The organism is Agrobacterium sp. LEGMi-208b (genome assembly GCF_059511785.1).
The window spans coordinates 670,781-686,066 of the sequence record NZ_CM183445.1 but is presented as its reverse complement, the minus strand read 5'-3'; the positions used below and the strand labels follow the sequence as shown (position 1 = coordinate 686,066).

The window sequence follows — 15,286 nt, the reverse complement described above, 5'->3', positions numbered from 1 at the left end:
CAGGACAAGAGAATGACCCTTCCCCCCGTTTCCAGCCTTTTGATCCGCCTCTGTGAAGAGGCGGATATTCCAGCCATTACCGAAATCTATCGGGACGCCGTTCTCTACGGCCGCGCGAGCTTCGAGATCGATCCGCCGAGCACGGAGGCAATGGCCGAGCGCCGCCGCCTGCTGGTGGAGGGCAATTACCCCTATCTCGTCGCCGAATGCGATGGAAAGATAGCCGGATACGCATATGCGGGCGCTTATCGCCCGCGTCCGGCCTATGGCGCGGCGGTGGAGAATTCCGTTTATATCGATCCGGCCATGAAAGGCAGGGGCATCGGCCGCAAGCTGCTCGATGCGCTGATCGGGGAGGCGACCGCACGCGGCTTCCGGCAGATGATCGCCGTCATCGGCGATTCGGCCAACGCCGCCTCGATCGGCGTGCACCGCGCCGCCGGTTTCGAACATGTCGGCACCTTCAAATCCATCGGCTGGAAACATGGCCAATGGCTGGATACGGTGCTGATGCAGCGCGCGCTGGGCGAGGGCGACACCACGCCGCGCTTTTGAACGATCAGGGCTTGGTGGAGCCGGGGATTTCCACCTTCAGCGTATCCCCGGCCAGCTCGCTGCCCAGTTCCACGGCCTTGGTCTTCTTGTCGTAGACGCAGATATGGCTGACGGTCGCCTCCGCGCCTTTACTCTTGCCGGTGAGAATGGCGAGGCCGTAATTCTCGCTGCCGACGGGATCGACGACGGCCTTGGCGTCCTCGATCATGTCGCTCGCGCCGGCAAGGCAGGCCGTCTGCACGTCGGCCACGAATTCCTTCCAGGCGTCATCCGACGATGCGGCGGCGGGGAGGGTAAGCGACGAGAAGGCCGCAAAGAGGAGGATGGAGCGGGTCAGCGAGCGGGGGATCGGGCGGGTCATGGAATTTCCTTCCTGCAATCTCGGCAAAAGCGAACCGATAGGGTGGAAAACGGTACGCCAAAGGTGTGAAACAAATGTGGTGGCCACCGCAAGGAGAGGAATTTTCTCTTTTGTCGGAACATTTTGATATTTCGCAGGTTGCCCAAATTGAGGTTCGCTCCTATGGTCCGCTCACACGGTTTCTAGGAGCGGTAACCCGCTGCAAAAAGGAGTAAAAACCATGGCCTTCGAACTTCCCGAACTCCCCTACGACTACGACGCGCTTGCACCCTACATGTCGCGCGAGACGCTCGAGTTCCATCACGACAAGCACCACAAGGCATATGTCGACAACGGCAACAAGCTGGCGGCCGAAGCAGGTCTTTCCGACCTGTCGCTCGAAGAAGTCGTGAAGAAGTCCTTTGGCACCAATGCCGGTCTCTTCAACAATGCGGCCCAGCACTACAACCACGTCCATTTCTGGAAGTGGATGAAGAAGGGCGGCGGCGGCAACAAGCTGCCGGGCAAGCTCGAGCAGGCGATTGCGTCCGATCTCGGCGGTTACGACAAGTTCAAGGCCGATTTCATCGCTGCCGGCACCACGCAGTTCGGCTCCGGCTGGGCATGGCTCTCCGTCAAGAACGGCAAGCTTGAAATCTCCAAGACCCCGAACGGCGAAAACCCGCTGGTTCACGGCGCTGATCCCATCCTCGGCGTCGACGTCTGGGAACACTCCTACTATATCGACTACCGCAACCTGCGTCCGAAGTACCTGGAAGCCTTTGTCGACAACCTCATCAACTGGGACTACGTCCTGGAGCGTTACGAAGCCGCCGCCAAGTAAGGCTTGCGGAAAGCGTGGCTGCTGATTGAGGCAGCCTCCTCCCGCGCGACGTCATCCTCGGCCCTGTGCCGAGGATCTGCTCCGTTTCTCAAAACGCGACGTGGCAGATGTTCGGGACAGGCCCGCGCATGACGACACAGTGGAAATATCCGCACATTTCAGACGCCCGGCTTCAAGCCGGGTGTTTTGCATTTGTGATATGGCGATACGGCCTGTCGGGTTTTATTGTCACAAGCCTGTCATCCGCCGGGTTTATCGCGGCGCATCATGACTGAAAAAACCTTCCCTCTCTTCTCCTTCGGCATCGTCGCCGATCCCCAATATGCCGATGTCGATCCCCGTCCGGATATGGGCCGTTATTACGCCGAGAGCCCGAAAAAGCTCGCAGACGCGGTCGCCGCCTTCAACCGCGAAGATCTGGCTTTCGTGGTGACGCTGGGCGACATCATCGACCGCGGTTTTGACAATTTCGATGCGATCCTTGCCGTTTACGACGGGCTTCGCCACCGCTCGGTGCTACTGCCGGGCAATCACGACTTCGCCGTCGCCGCCGAGCATTTGCCTGATATCCATGCCCGCCTCGGCATGTCCGCCCCCTGGCATGATTTCGCCATCGGCGATGTCCGCTTCGTGGTGCTTGACGGCAACGAGGTCAGCCTTTTCGCCCCGCCGCCCGGCGATCCGCGCCGCGCAATCGCGCAGGAGCGGTTGAAGGGTCTCAAGGATGCGGATGCGATCAATGCGCAGGATTGGAACGCCTCACTCAGCGACGAGCAATTCGAATGGTTGCGGACCGTTCTGGAAAAGGCGGATGCGGCGGGCGAAAAAGTGATCGTGCTGTGCCATTATCCCGTCTATCCGGAAAATGCCCACAACATGTGGGACGCGCCGCGCATCCTCGATCTCCTCGGCTCCCATCCGTCGGTTGCCGCATGGTTCAACGGCCATAATCACGAGGGCAATTACGGCCTGCTGGGCACCACCCACTTCGTCAATTTCAAGGGCATGGTGGATACGCCCGACCAGAACACCTTCGCCATCGCCGATGTCTTTGCGGACCGGATCGTCATTCGCGGTTTCGGACGCGAGGAGAATAGGGTGCTGGAGTATTTGCGGTAGAAGTGCTGCTGTGCTGTGATGCCGGACCTATCTCGAAGCCCTCATTCCTGTGCTTGTCACAGGAATCTAGCCAGCCCAAGTCCTTGGGCTGAAAGGACTCCTCTCGTCGCGCAGACGCGCGTCGACTGGATTCCTGTGACAAGCACAGGAACGAGGGCGGAGAGGGGTACTTCGACACATAACAGAGGCTGCGAGCTGCACTAAATCTCGTGCTCGTCGCACACTGCCAGCTCAATCTGCCGCGCGTTCCGGAGTTCCGTTTCCCAACTGGTTGCTCTGCCAGCCGCTCATCCACAATTGCCGCAGCTTCTCACCTTCCAGCTTGAAGAAGCTGCCGGTCGTTTCGCAGTCCAGCACCCGGTCCGAACGGAAATTGCGGATCGCCTGCCGCAGCTCGCACCAGGCGACGATATTAACTGTCTCCGAATAATAGATCACCGCAATCGGCCGAACCCGCCGCTGCGTTTCAGCGCCGCTTTCGTCGCGATAGCGCATGTCCAGCCGTTCCTCATCGCGCACCGCCCGCCGGACCGTCGCAAGATCGATGCCGGCGGGGGCAGGCGCGATGCTGCCCCAGGCATGCAGGGCATTGGCGGAAAGTGTCTTCGACAGTGGTTCGGGCAGGGAGGCGGCGATCTTGTCGCTGACCTTTCTTGCGGCCTGCCGCAATCCGGTATCGCCGGTGCGGGCGACCATGGCGAGCGCCAGCACGATCGCCTCCGTCTCCTCGATGGAGAACATCAGCGGCGGCAGGTTGAAGCCGGGGCGCAGGATATAACCGACGCCGCGTTCCCCTTCGATCGGCACGCGCATGGTCTGAAGCGCTGCTATGTCGCGATAGACCGAGCGCGTGGTTACCTCCAGCGTCTCGGCAATGGTCTGCGCGGTGACCGGCCGGCGCGCCACCCGCAGGATCTGGATGATCTCGAACAGTCTCGATGCCTTGCGCATTGCCGTTTTCCCGGTGGATTTGCACATGCAACTGACACAACGCTGTCAGTTGACCTTTCCTATAAATGAAAAAACACATTGAGAAACATGCGCTTTCCCTGATGTGTCGTGAACCGTTTTGGGAGATACTGACATGAGCTATGCCGAAAATCTCTGGCTTTTCTTTCTCGTCCTGTTCGGCATCATCATCCTGCCAGGCATGGATATGCTGTTCGTGCTGGCAAGCGCGCTGACGGGTGGCAGGAGAACCGGCCTTTCCGCCGCAAGCGGCATGAGCGCCGGCGGCATCGTGCATTCGCTTTATGGCGCCTTGGGTGTCGGCATGCTCGCGGCATGGATGCCGTCGCTGTTCCTGCCGCTTCTTGTCTTTGGCGCCACCTATATGATCTGGATCGGCATCGGCCTGATGCGCAGCGCGATCGTCGTGAATGGCGACGAGGCCGAGGCAAGCGCTTCGGTCAGAAAAGCCTTCTGGCGGGCGGTGCTGACCTGTCTTTCCAATCCGAAGGCCTATCTCTTCATGATGGCGATCTATCCGCAATTCCTCAAACCGGCCTATGGCCCGATCTGGATGCAGGGGCTGGTGATGGGCGCGATGGTGGCGGTAACGCAGTTCACCGTCTATGGCGCCCTGGCGCTGACGGCGGATAGGAGCCGGGCATGGCTGGTTTCCTCGCCCGCCGCCACGATCTTCATCGGCCGCGCCGCCGGTTTCATGCTGATTGCCGCAGCGTTGCTGACGCTGTGGGAGGCCTTGTCTTAGGCTTCTGTTTTCACGATGGAATTCACCGCAATGTGACTTCTTTTCGCCATCGGGAAAGGGCATCCTCGCGCCGTTCCATCTAGCGCCCGGTGTCCCAGCCGGAATCAAGGAGAGTGCGCATGAAACTGAAAACCATCACGGCGGCCATGCTGTTCGGCTGTCTTTGCGCCGGAGCGGTCTACGCTGCCGGCGAAGTCGAAAAACGTGAAGGCTTGATGAAGCAGATCGGCGGCTCCATGGGTGCGCTCGCCGCCATCTCCAAGGGCGAAAAGCCCTTTGACGCCGATACCGTCAAGGCCGCCGTAACGACCATCAGCACCAATGCCAAGGCTTTCCCCGACCAGTTCCCAGCCGGCACCGAGACCGGCAGCGCGGCTGCTCCCGCCATCTGGGAAAATTTCGCGGACTTCAAGGCCAAGGCCGCCAAGCTCGGCACGGATGCGGACATGGTTCTCGCCAATCTCCCCACCGATCAGGCCGGCGTCGCCACCGCCATGAAGACGCTCGGCGCCGATTGCGGCACCTGCCACCAGACCTATCGTCTGAAGAAGTGATCCAATGATTCTGGAAACGCCGCTTCCCGGCGGCGTTTTCCCGGCGCGAAAGACGCCTGACCGGGTCAGGTGAGAATGGGGAGAGGGGTATGTCTTCCATCTGGACGAAACTCGTGGGCGGGGCCGTGGTCGCGGCCATTGCGGGCTACGGCATATTCGCCTGGGTCACTGCGCCTGAGCGGCAGGCGCCCAGCCACTGGGTGAGCCTTGGCGAACCGGATCTCGCCAATGGCGAAACGCTGTTCTGGGCGGGCGGCTGCGCAAGCTGTCATGCCGCGCCCGATGCCAAGGGCGAGGGGCTGTTGACGCTTTCGGGCGGGCAGGCGCTGAAAAGCCCCTTCGGGACCTTTCATGTGCCCAATATTTCCTCCGATCCGCAGCATGGTATCGGCGGCTGGACGCTGGCGGAATTTGGCGATGCGATGACGCGCGGGGTGGGCAAGAACGGCGAACATCTCTACCCGTCCTTTCCCTATGCCTCCTATGCCCGCATGACGCAGAAGGACATCAACGATCTCTTCGGTTATCTGAAAGCCCTGCCGGCCAGCCAGAACGATGCGCCGGATCACGAGTTGCCGTTCCCCTTCAACCTGCGCATGGCGCTGGGCGGCTGGAAGTTCCTTTATTTCGATCCCTCGGCGCGGCCCCGCGTCGAGCTTGCCAATGCCAATGCCGAATTGCTGCGTGGCCAATATCTGGTGGAAGGACCCGGCCATTGCGGCGAATGCCACACGCCCCGTGATGCGCTCGGTGGCTTTGTGAAGGATCAGTGGCTGGCCGGCGGTCCCAATCCGGAGGGCGAAGGCCGCATTCCGGACATCACCCCCGGCTCGCAAAGCATCGGAAGCTGGGCGGAAGCCGATATTGCCAGCTATCTGGAAACCGGCTTCACCCCGGAATTCGACAGCGTCGGCGGCTCCATGGTCAAGGTGCAGCAGAACATGGCGCATCTGACGGCCGAAGACCGCGATGCGATTGCCGCCTATCTGAAGGCGATACCGCCGCGGTAGGGCCTGATACCTCTCCTCCGTCATCCTCGGGCTTGACCCGAGGATCCACCACCACGCCAGCCCATGGATCCTCGGGTCAAGCCCGAGGATGACGAACGAGAGGTGGGTAAGCGCCATTGACTCCCGTTCGCGCCCGGCAGATAACAATCCTGTGATGGTTCCTTCCGGACGTTCCGGAAGGTGAAAAGGGAACACGATAGGGAGCAATCCTCATTCGTGGCTGCCCCCGCAACTGTGAGCGGAGAGCCTGAAACGAAATGCCACTGGCAGCCCTCTTGCCGGAAACCGCGGTTTCCAGGGCGAGGCTGATGCCGGGAAGGTGTTTCAGGTTTTGACCCGCAAGCCAGGAGACCTGCCATCGCGGAAATGTCCATGCCGGCGGGGTGTCCGGAAGAGCGGAATGTCAGGGTGGCAAGATCAATGCTCCCTGTGTCAGTCTCGTATCCCCGTGGTGAAGTGTATCGCATGCGGTCCTGCGGCTTGTGCCGTTCGGCCGCGTCCAAGGGCGCGGGGTCGCGCCGGAGAGGGGTCACCATGTCCATCAACCAGAATACGGCCAACGCCGCCGTATCCGCAAAAACGGGCAGCTTCGCGCAATCGCTGACGGCGATCGTGCTTGGCCTGTTCGTCGTCGGTTTTGTCGGCTTTTCCCATGTGGAAGCCGTGCACAATGCCGCGCATGACACGCGCCATGCCAACGCCTTCCCCTGCCATTGAGGGGAAACGGCATGTCATCTTTTCGCAATATCGTCTTTACCGCCGTTCTCGTCGGTATTCTCGGCGGTTTGGCCGTGTCTGCCATGCAGTCTTTCGGCACCACGCCGCTCATCCTGCAGGCGGAAACCTATGAGAGCGCCGGCGAAGCGCCCCATAGCCATGATGCGCCGGCGCCCGGTGCCGCGGTTCCCGCCCATGAGCATAATGATGAAGCCTGGGCCCCGGCCGATGGTTTCGAGCGCACCGCCTATACCGTCGCCGCCAATGTGCTGACCGCCATCGGTTACGCACTGGTGCTGACCGGTCTCATCTCACTGCGCGGCACCAATACCGGCTGGCGTGAAGGCCTTCTCTGGGGCGTCGCCGGTTTTGCCGCCGTCATGCTGGCCCCGATGATCGGCCTGCCGCCGGAACTCCCGGGAAGCCCGGCCGCCGCGCTTGAGGCACGGCAGATCTGGTGGCTCGCAACCGTTGCCGCGACCGCGGGCGGCATTGCGCTCATCGCCTTCCGCCGCGAACCCTGGGCGGTTCTGCTGGCGCTGGTGTTGATCGTCGCGCCGCATGTGGTGGGCGCGCCCCTGCCGCCGGAAGGCGAACATGCGCTGGCGCCGCTGCCGCTCGAGCGTCAGTTCATCGTCGCCGCCACCATCACCAGCTTCGTCTTCTGGGCGCTGATCGGCACGTTGAGCGCGTTTTTCCTGAAGCGCTTCCAGCTGGCTTGAAACCATGCAGGACGCAGCGCAATGGAGTGAGGAACTCGATGCGCTGCGTTTTGCCGTTCCCGGTCACGGCGCTTTCTGCGCCGTGCACCGCCTTGCCTTCAAGGCGCTCCTTGGGGCAACACCGGGTCGCGAGGAGGCTCTCGCCTGTTTTCATGATCACGAGGCTGCCTTTGTCGCTGCGGCGCTCAGCAAGATAAACCGTTCAAATTTGCCCGCCGGCCGCAGCCTGCATCTGAATAGCCGCGATATTCGCCGTGCGATCGCGGGTGAGGGCGATGCCTCGGCGGCGCGGGTGTGCCGGGTGCTTGATCGGGGGTAGTCATCGCTGTTCTCACCTCCGTCATCCCGGCCTTGAGCCGGGATCCAGTCAGCCCAAGTCCTTGGGCTGAAAAGACTCTTTTCGCCGCGCAGACGCGCGTCGGCTGGATTCCGGCTCAAGGCCGGAATGACGGAGAGAGCATATTAAAGACGGCCAAGGCCGGTCCGCCTCACCCATGCTCCGCCGCAAAAACCTGAAGTTCCGCCTCGGCTTCCGGACCAAAGAGGCCGAGGCTTTTCAGAATTTCCACCGCGAAACTGACCGGCGCGCTGCCGGCCGCCGTGATGATGCCGCCATCACTGACCGCTTTCGGCTGATCGCGATAAAGCGCTTCACCGCGATAGGCCGGATAGGCCTTGTGCGATGCCAGCGCATTGCCGGTATGGGCGACATCGTTCAGCACCCCCGTGCCGCCGAGCGCGCTTGCCGCCGCGCAGATGCCGGCGACCAGCCGGTCCCTGTCGCGAAACCGCTTGACCAGCCCGCTAAGATCGGCAGCCGTTCCCTTTTCCCAGCTGAGACCGCCGGGAATGACGAGCGCATCGATGTCAACGGGATCGAGCGCGTCATAGGATGTGTCCGGCGTCACCTTCAGTCCGCCCATCGAGGTCACCGGCCTGCCATCAGGCGTGGCGTGCACGATCTCGACACCGAGATAGCTGCGCGCTGCCGCAGCAAGCAGCGCCGGCTCCCAGTCTGCAAAATCCTGCGCCAGCGCAATGGCGATCCGTGTCATGGCCGTCTCCGTTGGTTTTAATCAGGCGATGGACTGCATGTAGCGCATGCCGGTGACCGGCCGCGGCGCGAAATCCATGTTTTCGTAGAAACGATGCGCCGCGACATTGCCTGTTGTGGCGCTGACGGAAAGATAGTCGCAGCCCAGCCGCTTGGCGATATCGCGGGCGCGGGACACCAGATGCTGGCCCGTGCCATGGCCGCGATGGCCATCGCGCACGAAAAGATGATGCAATTCCATGCCGCGCCGGCCTTCCTGCGCCCTGTAGAGCGGCAGAAGCAGGGCGTAACCGATCAGCGCGCCATCGGCTTCAGCCACCAGCCCATGCACCCAGGGAAGCGGCCCGAACAGGTCGCGTTCCAGCTTGGCCGGCGTGATCGCAGCCGCATCGCCATGGTAGGAGGCAAGCAGCGTGATCATCTCGTTGAGTTCGGGCAGATCGGTCTTGCGCGCGCCGCGAATGATGACGACGGGCGGTCTTTCCAGTGTAAGGGAGCTATCTTCGGTCATTTTTTCGGTCCTTTGGTCTTATCGGTGCCGTCAGGACGTTTGAAAACAACAAAGCCGCCTGACGGCGGCTTGTTGACAATATGATCTGTCGAGCCGCCCTTAAAGGTAGGCCCAAAAGTACGAGCAGGAGATGGGTGCGCGTTCGTTGATCATGGGACATGCAATGCGCCCGAATCCGCAATCTGTCAAGCGGGTCAATTCGCAAATCGCGCGATTGCCGACAGGATGGCATCTTCCATTCCCGCATCGCCCGTTGAATGACCGGCGCCATCAATGGCAATCAATTCGCTATCCGGCCATGCCGCAGCCAGTTCGTAAGCGGTGACGGGCGGTCCCTGCAAATCGCGCATGCCCTGAATGAGTATGCCGGGAACGCCGGCCAGACTGCCGGCATTGCGCAGAAGCGCTCCATCGTCCAGCCAGGCTGCATGGTGGAAATAATGGGTGCAGAGACGGGCGCGGGCGAGAATGTAATCGTTGTCGCGCCATTTTTCCGGAAAGACCGAAACGCCCTCGGCACTGATCGAGCCTGCCTCCCATAAATGCCACTCAAAGGCGGCTGCAGCGCGCACGGCCGGGTCGGAATCGTTGAGAAGCCCGCGATAGGCGCCGACGGGGTCTTCCCTGGACATGTGATCCGGAATCGCGGCGATGAAGCGCTGCCATTGCTGCGGCAGAAACATTGCCAGCCCCTTGTACAGCCAGTCGATTTCCCGCTGCCGGGTGGTGGTGACACCCGCCAGCACCATGCCGCGCACGCGCTTGGTGTGGCGCTGCGCGTAAGCGAGAGCGAGTGTGGCCCCCCATGAACTGCCGTAGACCAGCCACTCGTCCGCCCCGAGCGTGGAGCGAATGACCTCCATGTCATCGATCAGATGATGCGTGGTGTTGTGCGCAAGGTTATGGGCGGCGTTCGGCGTGCTTTTGCCGCAGCCGCGCTGGTCGAACTGGATGATGCGGAAAATGGCAGGATCGAAGTAACGCCGCGCCGTCGACGATAGCCCTGAGCCGGGGCCGCCATGCAGCAGGACCGCAGGCCGTCCGGCCGGATTGCCGGCAATCGTCACGTGCAGCCTGTGGCCTTCGGAAACATCAAGGAAAATGGTGTCGAACGGCGTGATTTCGGGAAAGAGTTCGGCCATCCGGTATCCCTTTTTTCAGGCAGGTACGAGGCGCATACAGGGGTCGGATGACAGTTGAATGTCAGCCTCCCCTGTTGACGCTCAATGCTCACCTTCGCACATGCCGTGGTTGGAGAGTGCGCGGATGACGTAACAATCCTCGATGGAATGGCCGTGGCAATGGGAGACGATGCGCTCCAGCTCGTGCTCCAGCTTCTTCAGGCTGGCGATCTTTTCGCGCACATGGGCAAGATGCTCGGCGGCGATGCGGTCCGCGCCCTCGCAGGGCATCTGCCGGTGCTGGCTGAGCGCGATCAGCTCGCGGATGGCGTCGATATTCAGCCCGAGATCGCGGGCATGGCGGATGAAAGCCAGCCTTTCTAGGTCGGATTTTTCGTAACGGCGCTGGTTGCCGTCCGAACGATCCGCCTCGCGGATGAGGCCCATCTGCTCGTAATAACGGATCGTCGGCACCTTGACGCCGGTGCGTTTGGACAGTTCACCGATGGACAGCATGACTTTCTCCATATCTCGGGCAGCGGCGGCAGAACGGGGTGGTTCCGCCGTTCAGGTTCCGATGCTCTAGTCTCTAGAGATATGGCTTTTCAGCCCGCCATTCAATGGGTTTCAGGCGGCTTCATCCACACCAAGCGCCTGGGCGAGCGCCTTGAGGACATCATTCTCGATGCTGGATGCGGCTTCCGGCTGTGAGGATGCGGCCATGTCGCCCATGTCCAGAGCGGGCGTCGTCGTGGAGGCGCCGCTGTCGAGGTTCCAGAGCGCTGTGGCGAGGCCGGCGGAAAGGCTGGCGGCGGCCGGCGCGACGGCCGTGGCGATGCTTTCAACGCTCGAAATGGTGCGATGCGCGGCGCGCGTCAGCTCCAGCAGGGCTTCGGTGGTGGAGTGAGTTTCCTTGCCCTTTGCCGGCTCAAGGTTCCGGATCGGAGTGGGATGATAGCTGCTGATGCTTGCTGCGATAGTCGTCATGACTGAGTCCCCTAAGTTTCATGGGGTATTTTTAAGGGCCGAAACATTCGCGAGGATTGCGTCGCACGGGGCTTGAACGGAAAATTCACGCAATATACTATACCCCCCTATAGTATTTGAGGTCCCCATGTCCCATACGATCCGCAACAAGGAGAAGCTTCTGGCCCGCATCCGCCGCCTGAAAGGGCAGATGGAGGCCGTGGAGCGCGCGCTTGATGATGCCAAGCCCTGCGGCGAGGTGCTGCAATTGCTTGCCTCGGTGCGCGGCGCGCTTTCCGGCCTGACGGGGGAGGTGATGCAGGAACATCTGCATGAGCATGTGGTGCATGCCGAAAACGAAGACGAGCGGGCACGGGCGGCGGAAGAGCTGGCCCAGGTGCTGAAGACCTACATCCGGTAAAATCGAACAGGATTAGCGACATGACGACGACATCCGAATACCGTGCAGCAGCCGGTCACGACCATGTTTTCCTTGGCCGGAACCATGAGCGCAATGAAAGACGCGTCTGGATGGTCATCGCGTTGACCGCGGCCATGATGGTGGCCGAGATCGTTGCCGGCCACTGGTATGGCTCGATGGCGCTGACGGCGGATGGCTGGCACATGTCCACCCATGCCGGCGCGATGCTGATTTCGGCGCTCGCCTATCTCTATGCCCGCCGCGAGGCGCGCAACCCGCGCTTCACCTTCGGCACCGGCAAATTCGGCGATCTGGCGGGTTTTGCCAGCGCCATCGTACTGGCGGTGGTGGCGCTGCTGATTGCGGTGGAAAGCGCGATGCGCCTCATCAATCCCGTTGAAATCGACTTCAATCAGGCGATCCTCGTCGCCATCATCGGCCTTGCCGTCAATCTTCTCAGCGCCGTGCTTTTGAAGGATGATCATCACCACGATCTTGGCCACGGCCATGGTCACGCCCACGGCTCGCATGCCCATCACGATCATGGTCACCACGCTGAGCACGGGGAAAAGGGCGGCCGGGACAATAATCTGCGCGCGGCCTATCTGCACGTGCTGGCGGATGCGCTGACCTCGGTTCTCGCCATCGTCGCGCTGCTGCTTGGCAAATGGAACGGCTGGTCGTTCCTCGATCCGTTGATGGGCATCGTTGGCGGTCTGGTCATCGCCCGCTGGTCATGGGGCCTGATCCGCTCCACGGCGACGACCCTGCTGGATGCGCTGCCGCAGACGGAGGATTTGCCGCAGGAAATCCGTGAAAGCGTGGAAACGGAAGAGGATCGCATCACCGACCTGCATGTCTGGCAGGTAGGGCCGGGACATCACGCCGCCATCGTGGCGATCCATTCGCAGGCGCCGAAAGCGCCGGCTTTTTATAAGCAGAAACTTGCCGCCATACATGAACTCTCGCATGTGACGGTGGAAGTCAGCCCGGCAAGGGGCTGATCGGAATCGTTTATTCGGTATATTCCGAATAGGCGCTGCGCACCCATTCCACCTCGGCTTCCGCCTTGTCCTCGGGGGAAGCCGCGGCCGCATCCTGATAAGCGGGCGCGCTGCCATTGCCGACGGCCCACAGCACATTGGCCAGCGACTGGGAAAGAATGGTGCTGGAAACGGTGGGATTGCCGGGGCCGCGTTTCACGGCCTGCTCTTCCGGCGCAGCCTGTGCGCTGCCGGCTTTTTCGATGTCGCGGATGCGACCCTGATAATTATATCCGCCAATATTGCTTTCGATCTGCATGTCGGTGATTCCGCGTTCAAAAGTTAACGAATGGTTAACGGCGGCGACTTGCCTGAAACTTGCGCTTGCTGCGCTGCAGCGACCGCCAAGGGTTGACAGCCGGCGAAGTAGTGCTTCGTTTTTGCATGGGGAACGGGGGCGTGCGAGGATGCAGCAGCCGTTTATATACGAGACGAGGCAGGATCGCATGGGTGCCGAAAGGCCTGCCTCACACTCCACGTCATCCTCGCCTCAAGGGCGAGGATGACGGCGGAGAGTTTTAGAACTTCATAGACAGGATCAAGCGTATCACGCCGTTTCCTTCTCCACCGGAGCAACGGGCTCCCGCACCTTCTCCGGCTCCTCCGCCGCTTCCGCCTTCACCTCCACCTCTTGCGGGGTGTCCGCCTCCTGCGGCGCGGGCGTCACCATGGCGGCCACCAGCGTGTCAAGGCCGATGCTGCCGACCGGCTTGCCGTCCTCGTCCACCACATGGGCGGTGGTCTCGTTGGCTTCCGACATGTCGCGGGCAATGGTTTCCAGCGTCGCGTTCTCAGGCACCGGCATGCCCTCGGGGCGGCTTTCGAGCGGCTCCATGACGGTGGTGGCCTGCAGCACGCGGCCGCGATTGACGTCGCGCACGAAGTCGGTGACGTAACCATCGGCCGGCGAGAGGATGATGCTCTGACCGTCGCCCTGCTGCACCACTTCGCCGTCCTTCAGAATAGCGATGTGGTCGCCGAGCCTGAGCGCTTCGTCCAGATCGTGGGTGATGAACACCACGGTCTTTTTCAGCTCCTGCTGCAGATCGAGCAGCATGGTCTGCATGTCGACGCGGATCAGCGGATCGAGCGCCGAATAGGCCTCGTCCATCAGGAGAATATCGGCGTCATTGGCAAGCGCCCGGGCAAGGCCCACACGCTGCTGCATGCCGCCGGAAAGCTGGTTCGGATAATAATCCTCGTAACCGGCAAGGCCGACACGCTCCAGCCAGTAACGGCCCTTTTCTTCGCTTTCCTTGCGCGGCACGCCCTGGATATCGAGGCCGTAAACGCTGTTTTCCAGCACGGTGCGATGCGGCAAAAGGCCGAATTTCTGGAACACCATCGCCGTCTTGTGGCGGCGGAATTTTCTAAGCGCCGAGGTGCTCATGCCGCAGATGTCCTCGCCGTCATAGAGAACTTCACCGGCCGTCGGGTCGATCAGCCGGTTGATGTGGCGGATCAGCGTCGACTTGCCGGAGCCGGAAAGGCCCATGACGACGGTGATCTTGCCGCCCGGCATGGTGATGTTGATGTTGTTGAGGCCGAGAACGTGATTGTGCCTGTCGTTCAGCTCGGCCTTGTCCATGCCCGACCGCACCGCTTGGAGATATTTCTCGGGATGCTTGCCGAAGATCTTGTAAAGGTTGCGGATTTCGATGCTTTTAGCCATGGGAGACCTCGCGGTATTTCTGCAGGCGCTTGCCGAAAGCCTGGCTCGCCCGGTCGAACATGATGGCGATGGCGACCAGAGCGAAACCGTTCAGGAAGCCCACCGTGAAAAACTGGTTGTTGATGGCCTGCAGCACGTTCTTGCCGAGCCCGCCGACACCGACCATGGAGGCGACGACGACCATGGCGAGCGCCATCATGATGGTCTGGTTGATGCCGGTCATGATGGTGGGCAGCGCCAGCGGCAGTTGCACGTTGAACAGCTTCTGGCCATTGGAGGAGCCGAAGGCATCGGCCGCTTCCAGCACTTCGCGATCAACGAGGCGAATGCCGAGGCTGGTCAGCCGGATGACGGGCGGAATGGCATAGATCACCACTGCGATCAGGCCCGGTACCTTGCCGATGCCGAAAATCACCACCACGGGGATGAGATAAACGAAGCTGGGCAGGGTCTGCATCACGTCGAGCACGGGATTGATGAGGCGTTGCAGGCGTTCGGAACGACCCATCAGGATGCCGAGCGGCAGGCCGATGACGATGGCGATCAGGGTGGCGATGGCGACGATGGACAGTGTCGTCATGGCGTCTCGCCAGAGGCCGACGGCGCCGATCATCAGCAGCGACGCCGCCGTGCCGGCCGTGATCTTGATGCTGCGACCGGCGAGATGCACGATGGCGAGAATGACCAGCATGGTGATGATCCAGGGTGTCTGGATGAACAGCCGCTCCGAGGCATTGAGGAAGAGCTGCAGCGGATGCACGACGACATCGATCGCATCGCCGTAATTGCGCACGATATCGCGAAACCCGTCATCGATGGTTTTGCGTGCCACACGCATCGTGGAGTTGTCGATGGCCGGGAACTTGCAGAGCAGGTCCGGCAGGTAAGTGCAGAGGGCCATTATTGTTGTTTTCCCTTTGGGT

The 15,286-nt window shown here is 61.5% G+C and carries 21 protein-coding genes and 1 riboswitch; of the genes, 11 read left to right on the top strand and 10 right to left on the bottom strand.

Features of this window, described 5'->3' with window-relative positions; all coding sequences use genetic code 11:
* The first annotated feature begins 12 nt into the window (after positions 1-12).
* The gene (locus AC5YUO_RS03455; RefSeq protein ID WP_496154258.1) at positions 13-555 is read left to right on the top strand and encodes a GNAT family N-acetyltransferase; all 543 of its coding nucleotides are present in this window, start codon (positions 13-15) and stop codon (positions 553-555) included.
* A 4-nt stretch (positions 556-559) separates the two neighbouring features.
* Here the strand turns inward: AC5YUO_RS03455 and AC5YUO_RS03450 are convergent, their stop codons facing one another.
* The gene (locus tag AC5YUO_RS03450) at positions 560-916 is read right to left on the bottom strand and encodes a hypothetical protein (RefSeq protein WP_496154257.1); all 357 of its coding nucleotides are present in this window, start codon (positions 914-916) and stop codon (positions 560-562) included.
* A gap of 220 nt (positions 917-1,136) precedes the next feature.
* Between AC5YUO_RS03450 and AC5YUO_RS03445 the strand changes: the two genes are divergently transcribed.
* A complete protein-coding gene (locus AC5YUO_RS03445) occupies positions 1,137-1,739 on the top strand; it encodes a superoxide dismutase (RefSeq protein WP_046798591.1) in 603 nt (200 codons plus the stop codon).
* Positions 1,740-2,006: 267 nt separating this feature from the next.
* A complete protein-coding gene (locus tag AC5YUO_RS03440) occupies positions 2,007-2,858 on the top strand; it encodes a metallophosphoesterase (protein WP_496154256.1) in 852 nt (283 codons plus the stop codon).
* 231 nt (positions 2,859-3,089) lie between these two features.
* Here the strand turns inward: AC5YUO_RS03440 and AC5YUO_RS03435 are convergent, their stop codons facing one another.
* Positions 3,090-3,809 carry a helix-turn-helix transcriptional regulator gene (locus AC5YUO_RS03435; protein ID WP_496154255.1) on the bottom strand — a complete coding sequence of 240 codons (720 nt, stop codon included), beginning with the start codon at positions 3,807-3,809 and terminating at the stop codon, positions 3,090-3,092.
* A gap of 133 nt (positions 3,810-3,942) precedes the next feature.
* Here AC5YUO_RS03435 and AC5YUO_RS03430 point away from each other — a divergent pair, with 133 nt between their 5' ends.
* The 6 genes from AC5YUO_RS03430 (at position 3,943) to AC5YUO_RS03405 (ending at position 7,894) form a co-directional block, all read left to right on the top strand.
* Positions 3,943-4,572: a LysE family translocator gene (locus tag AC5YUO_RS03430; protein WP_496154254.1), complete on the top strand. Its 630-nt coding sequence runs from the start codon at positions 3,943-3,945 to the stop codon at positions 4,570-4,572.
* A gap of 119 nt (positions 4,573-4,691) precedes the next feature.
* Positions 4,692-5,126 carry a c-type cytochrome gene (locus AC5YUO_RS03425; RefSeq protein ID WP_400811524.1) on the top strand — a complete coding sequence of 145 codons (435 nt, stop codon included), beginning with the start codon at positions 4,692-4,694 and terminating at the stop codon, positions 5,124-5,126.
* Positions 5,127-5,215: 89 nt separating this feature from the next.
* Positions 5,216-6,136 (top strand): c-type cytochrome, encoded by a 921-nt coding sequence (locus tag AC5YUO_RS03420; protein ID WP_496154253.1) that lies wholly within the window; start codon positions 5,216-5,218, stop codon positions 6,134-6,136.
* A gap of 138 nt (positions 6,137-6,274) precedes the next feature.
* Positions 6,275-6,510, top strand: a riboswitch (cobalamin riboswitch).
* 160 nt (positions 6,511-6,670) lie between these two features.
* Positions 6,671-6,853 carry a CbtB domain-containing protein gene (locus AC5YUO_RS03415; RefSeq protein ID WP_003494386.1) on the top strand — a complete coding sequence of 61 codons (183 nt, stop codon included), beginning with the start codon at positions 6,671-6,673 and terminating at the stop codon, positions 6,851-6,853.
* An 11-nt stretch (positions 6,854-6,864) separates the two neighbouring features.
* Complete coding sequence (locus tag AC5YUO_RS03410; protein WP_496154252.1) at positions 6,865-7,575, top strand: CbtA family protein; 711 nt, start codon at positions 6,865-6,867, stop codon at positions 7,573-7,575.
* A 4-nt stretch (positions 7,576-7,579) separates the two neighbouring features.
* Entirely contained in the window at positions 7,580-7,894 is a 315-nt protein-coding gene (locus tag AC5YUO_RS03405; RefSeq protein ID WP_496154251.1) for a hypothetical protein, read from the top strand.
* A 169-nt stretch (positions 7,895-8,063) separates the two neighbouring features.
* On the opposite strand, the gene AC5YUO_RS03400 is transcribed toward AC5YUO_RS03405, so the two are convergent.
* The 5 genes from AC5YUO_RS03400 to AC5YUO_RS03380 all read right to left on the bottom strand — a co-directional run bounded on the left by AC5YUO_RS03400 (position 8,064) and on the right by AC5YUO_RS03380 (position 11,248).
* Positions 8,064-8,630, bottom strand: coding sequence for a type 1 glutamine amidotransferase family protein (locus AC5YUO_RS03400; RefSeq protein WP_496154250.1), 567 nt, complete (start codon positions 8,628-8,630; stop codon positions 8,064-8,066).
* Between the two features lie 21 nt (positions 8,631-8,651).
* Positions 8,652-9,140 (bottom strand): GNAT family N-acetyltransferase, encoded by a 489-nt coding sequence (locus tag AC5YUO_RS03395; RefSeq protein WP_400811542.1) that lies wholly within the window; start codon positions 9,138-9,140, stop codon positions 8,652-8,654.
* Between the two features lie 194 nt (positions 9,141-9,334).
* Positions 9,335-10,282, bottom strand: a complete 948-nt coding sequence (pip, locus tag AC5YUO_RS03390) for a prolyl aminopeptidase (protein ID WP_496154249.1) — start codon at positions 10,280-10,282, stop codon at positions 9,335-9,337.
* An 81-nt stretch (positions 10,283-10,363) separates the two neighbouring features.
* The gene (locus tag AC5YUO_RS03385; RefSeq protein WP_400811547.1) at positions 10,364-10,777 is read right to left on the bottom strand and encodes a MerR family transcriptional regulator; all 414 of its coding nucleotides are present in this window, start codon (positions 10,775-10,777) and stop codon (positions 10,364-10,366) included.
* 111 nt (positions 10,778-10,888) lie between these two features.
* A complete protein-coding gene (locus AC5YUO_RS03380) occupies positions 10,889-11,248 on the bottom strand; it encodes a hypothetical protein (protein WP_496154248.1) in 360 nt (119 codons plus the stop codon).
* A 127-nt stretch (positions 11,249-11,375) separates the two neighbouring features.
* On the opposite strand from AC5YUO_RS03380, the gene dmeR reads away from it, so the two are divergent.
* A complete protein-coding gene (gene dmeR, locus AC5YUO_RS03375) occupies positions 11,376-11,648 on the top strand; it encodes a Ni(II)/Co(II)-sensing transcriptional repressor DmeR (protein WP_003509296.1) in 273 nt (90 codons plus the stop codon).
* Positions 11,649-11,668: 20 nt separating this feature from the next.
* Positions 11,669-12,652: a CDF family Co(II)/Ni(II) efflux transporter DmeF gene (dmeF, locus tag AC5YUO_RS03370; RefSeq protein WP_496154247.1), complete on the top strand. Its 984-nt coding sequence runs from the start codon at positions 11,669-11,671 to the stop codon at positions 12,650-12,652.
* Positions 12,653-12,662: 10 nt separating this feature from the next.
* On the opposite strand, the gene AC5YUO_RS03365 is transcribed toward dmeF, so the two are convergent.
* The 3 genes from AC5YUO_RS03365 to AC5YUO_RS03355 form a co-directional block, all read right to left on the bottom strand.
* Positions 12,663-12,950, bottom strand: coding sequence for a hypothetical protein (locus tag AC5YUO_RS03365; RefSeq protein WP_400811562.1), 288 nt, complete (start codon positions 12,948-12,950; stop codon positions 12,663-12,665).
* Between the two features lie 288 nt (positions 12,951-13,238).
* Complete coding sequence (locus AC5YUO_RS03360) at positions 13,239-14,363, bottom strand: quaternary amine ABC transporter ATP-binding protein (RefSeq protein ID WP_496154246.1); 1,125 nt, start codon at positions 14,361-14,363, stop codon at positions 13,239-13,241.
* Positions 14,356-15,264, bottom strand: a complete 909-nt coding sequence (locus AC5YUO_RS03355; RefSeq protein WP_496154245.1) for an ABC transporter permease — start codon at positions 15,262-15,264, stop codon at positions 14,356-14,358. Before AC5YUO_RS03355 ends, AC5YUO_RS03360 begins: the two co-directional genes overlap by 8 nt.
* Positions 15,265-15,286: the final 22 nt, after the last annotated feature.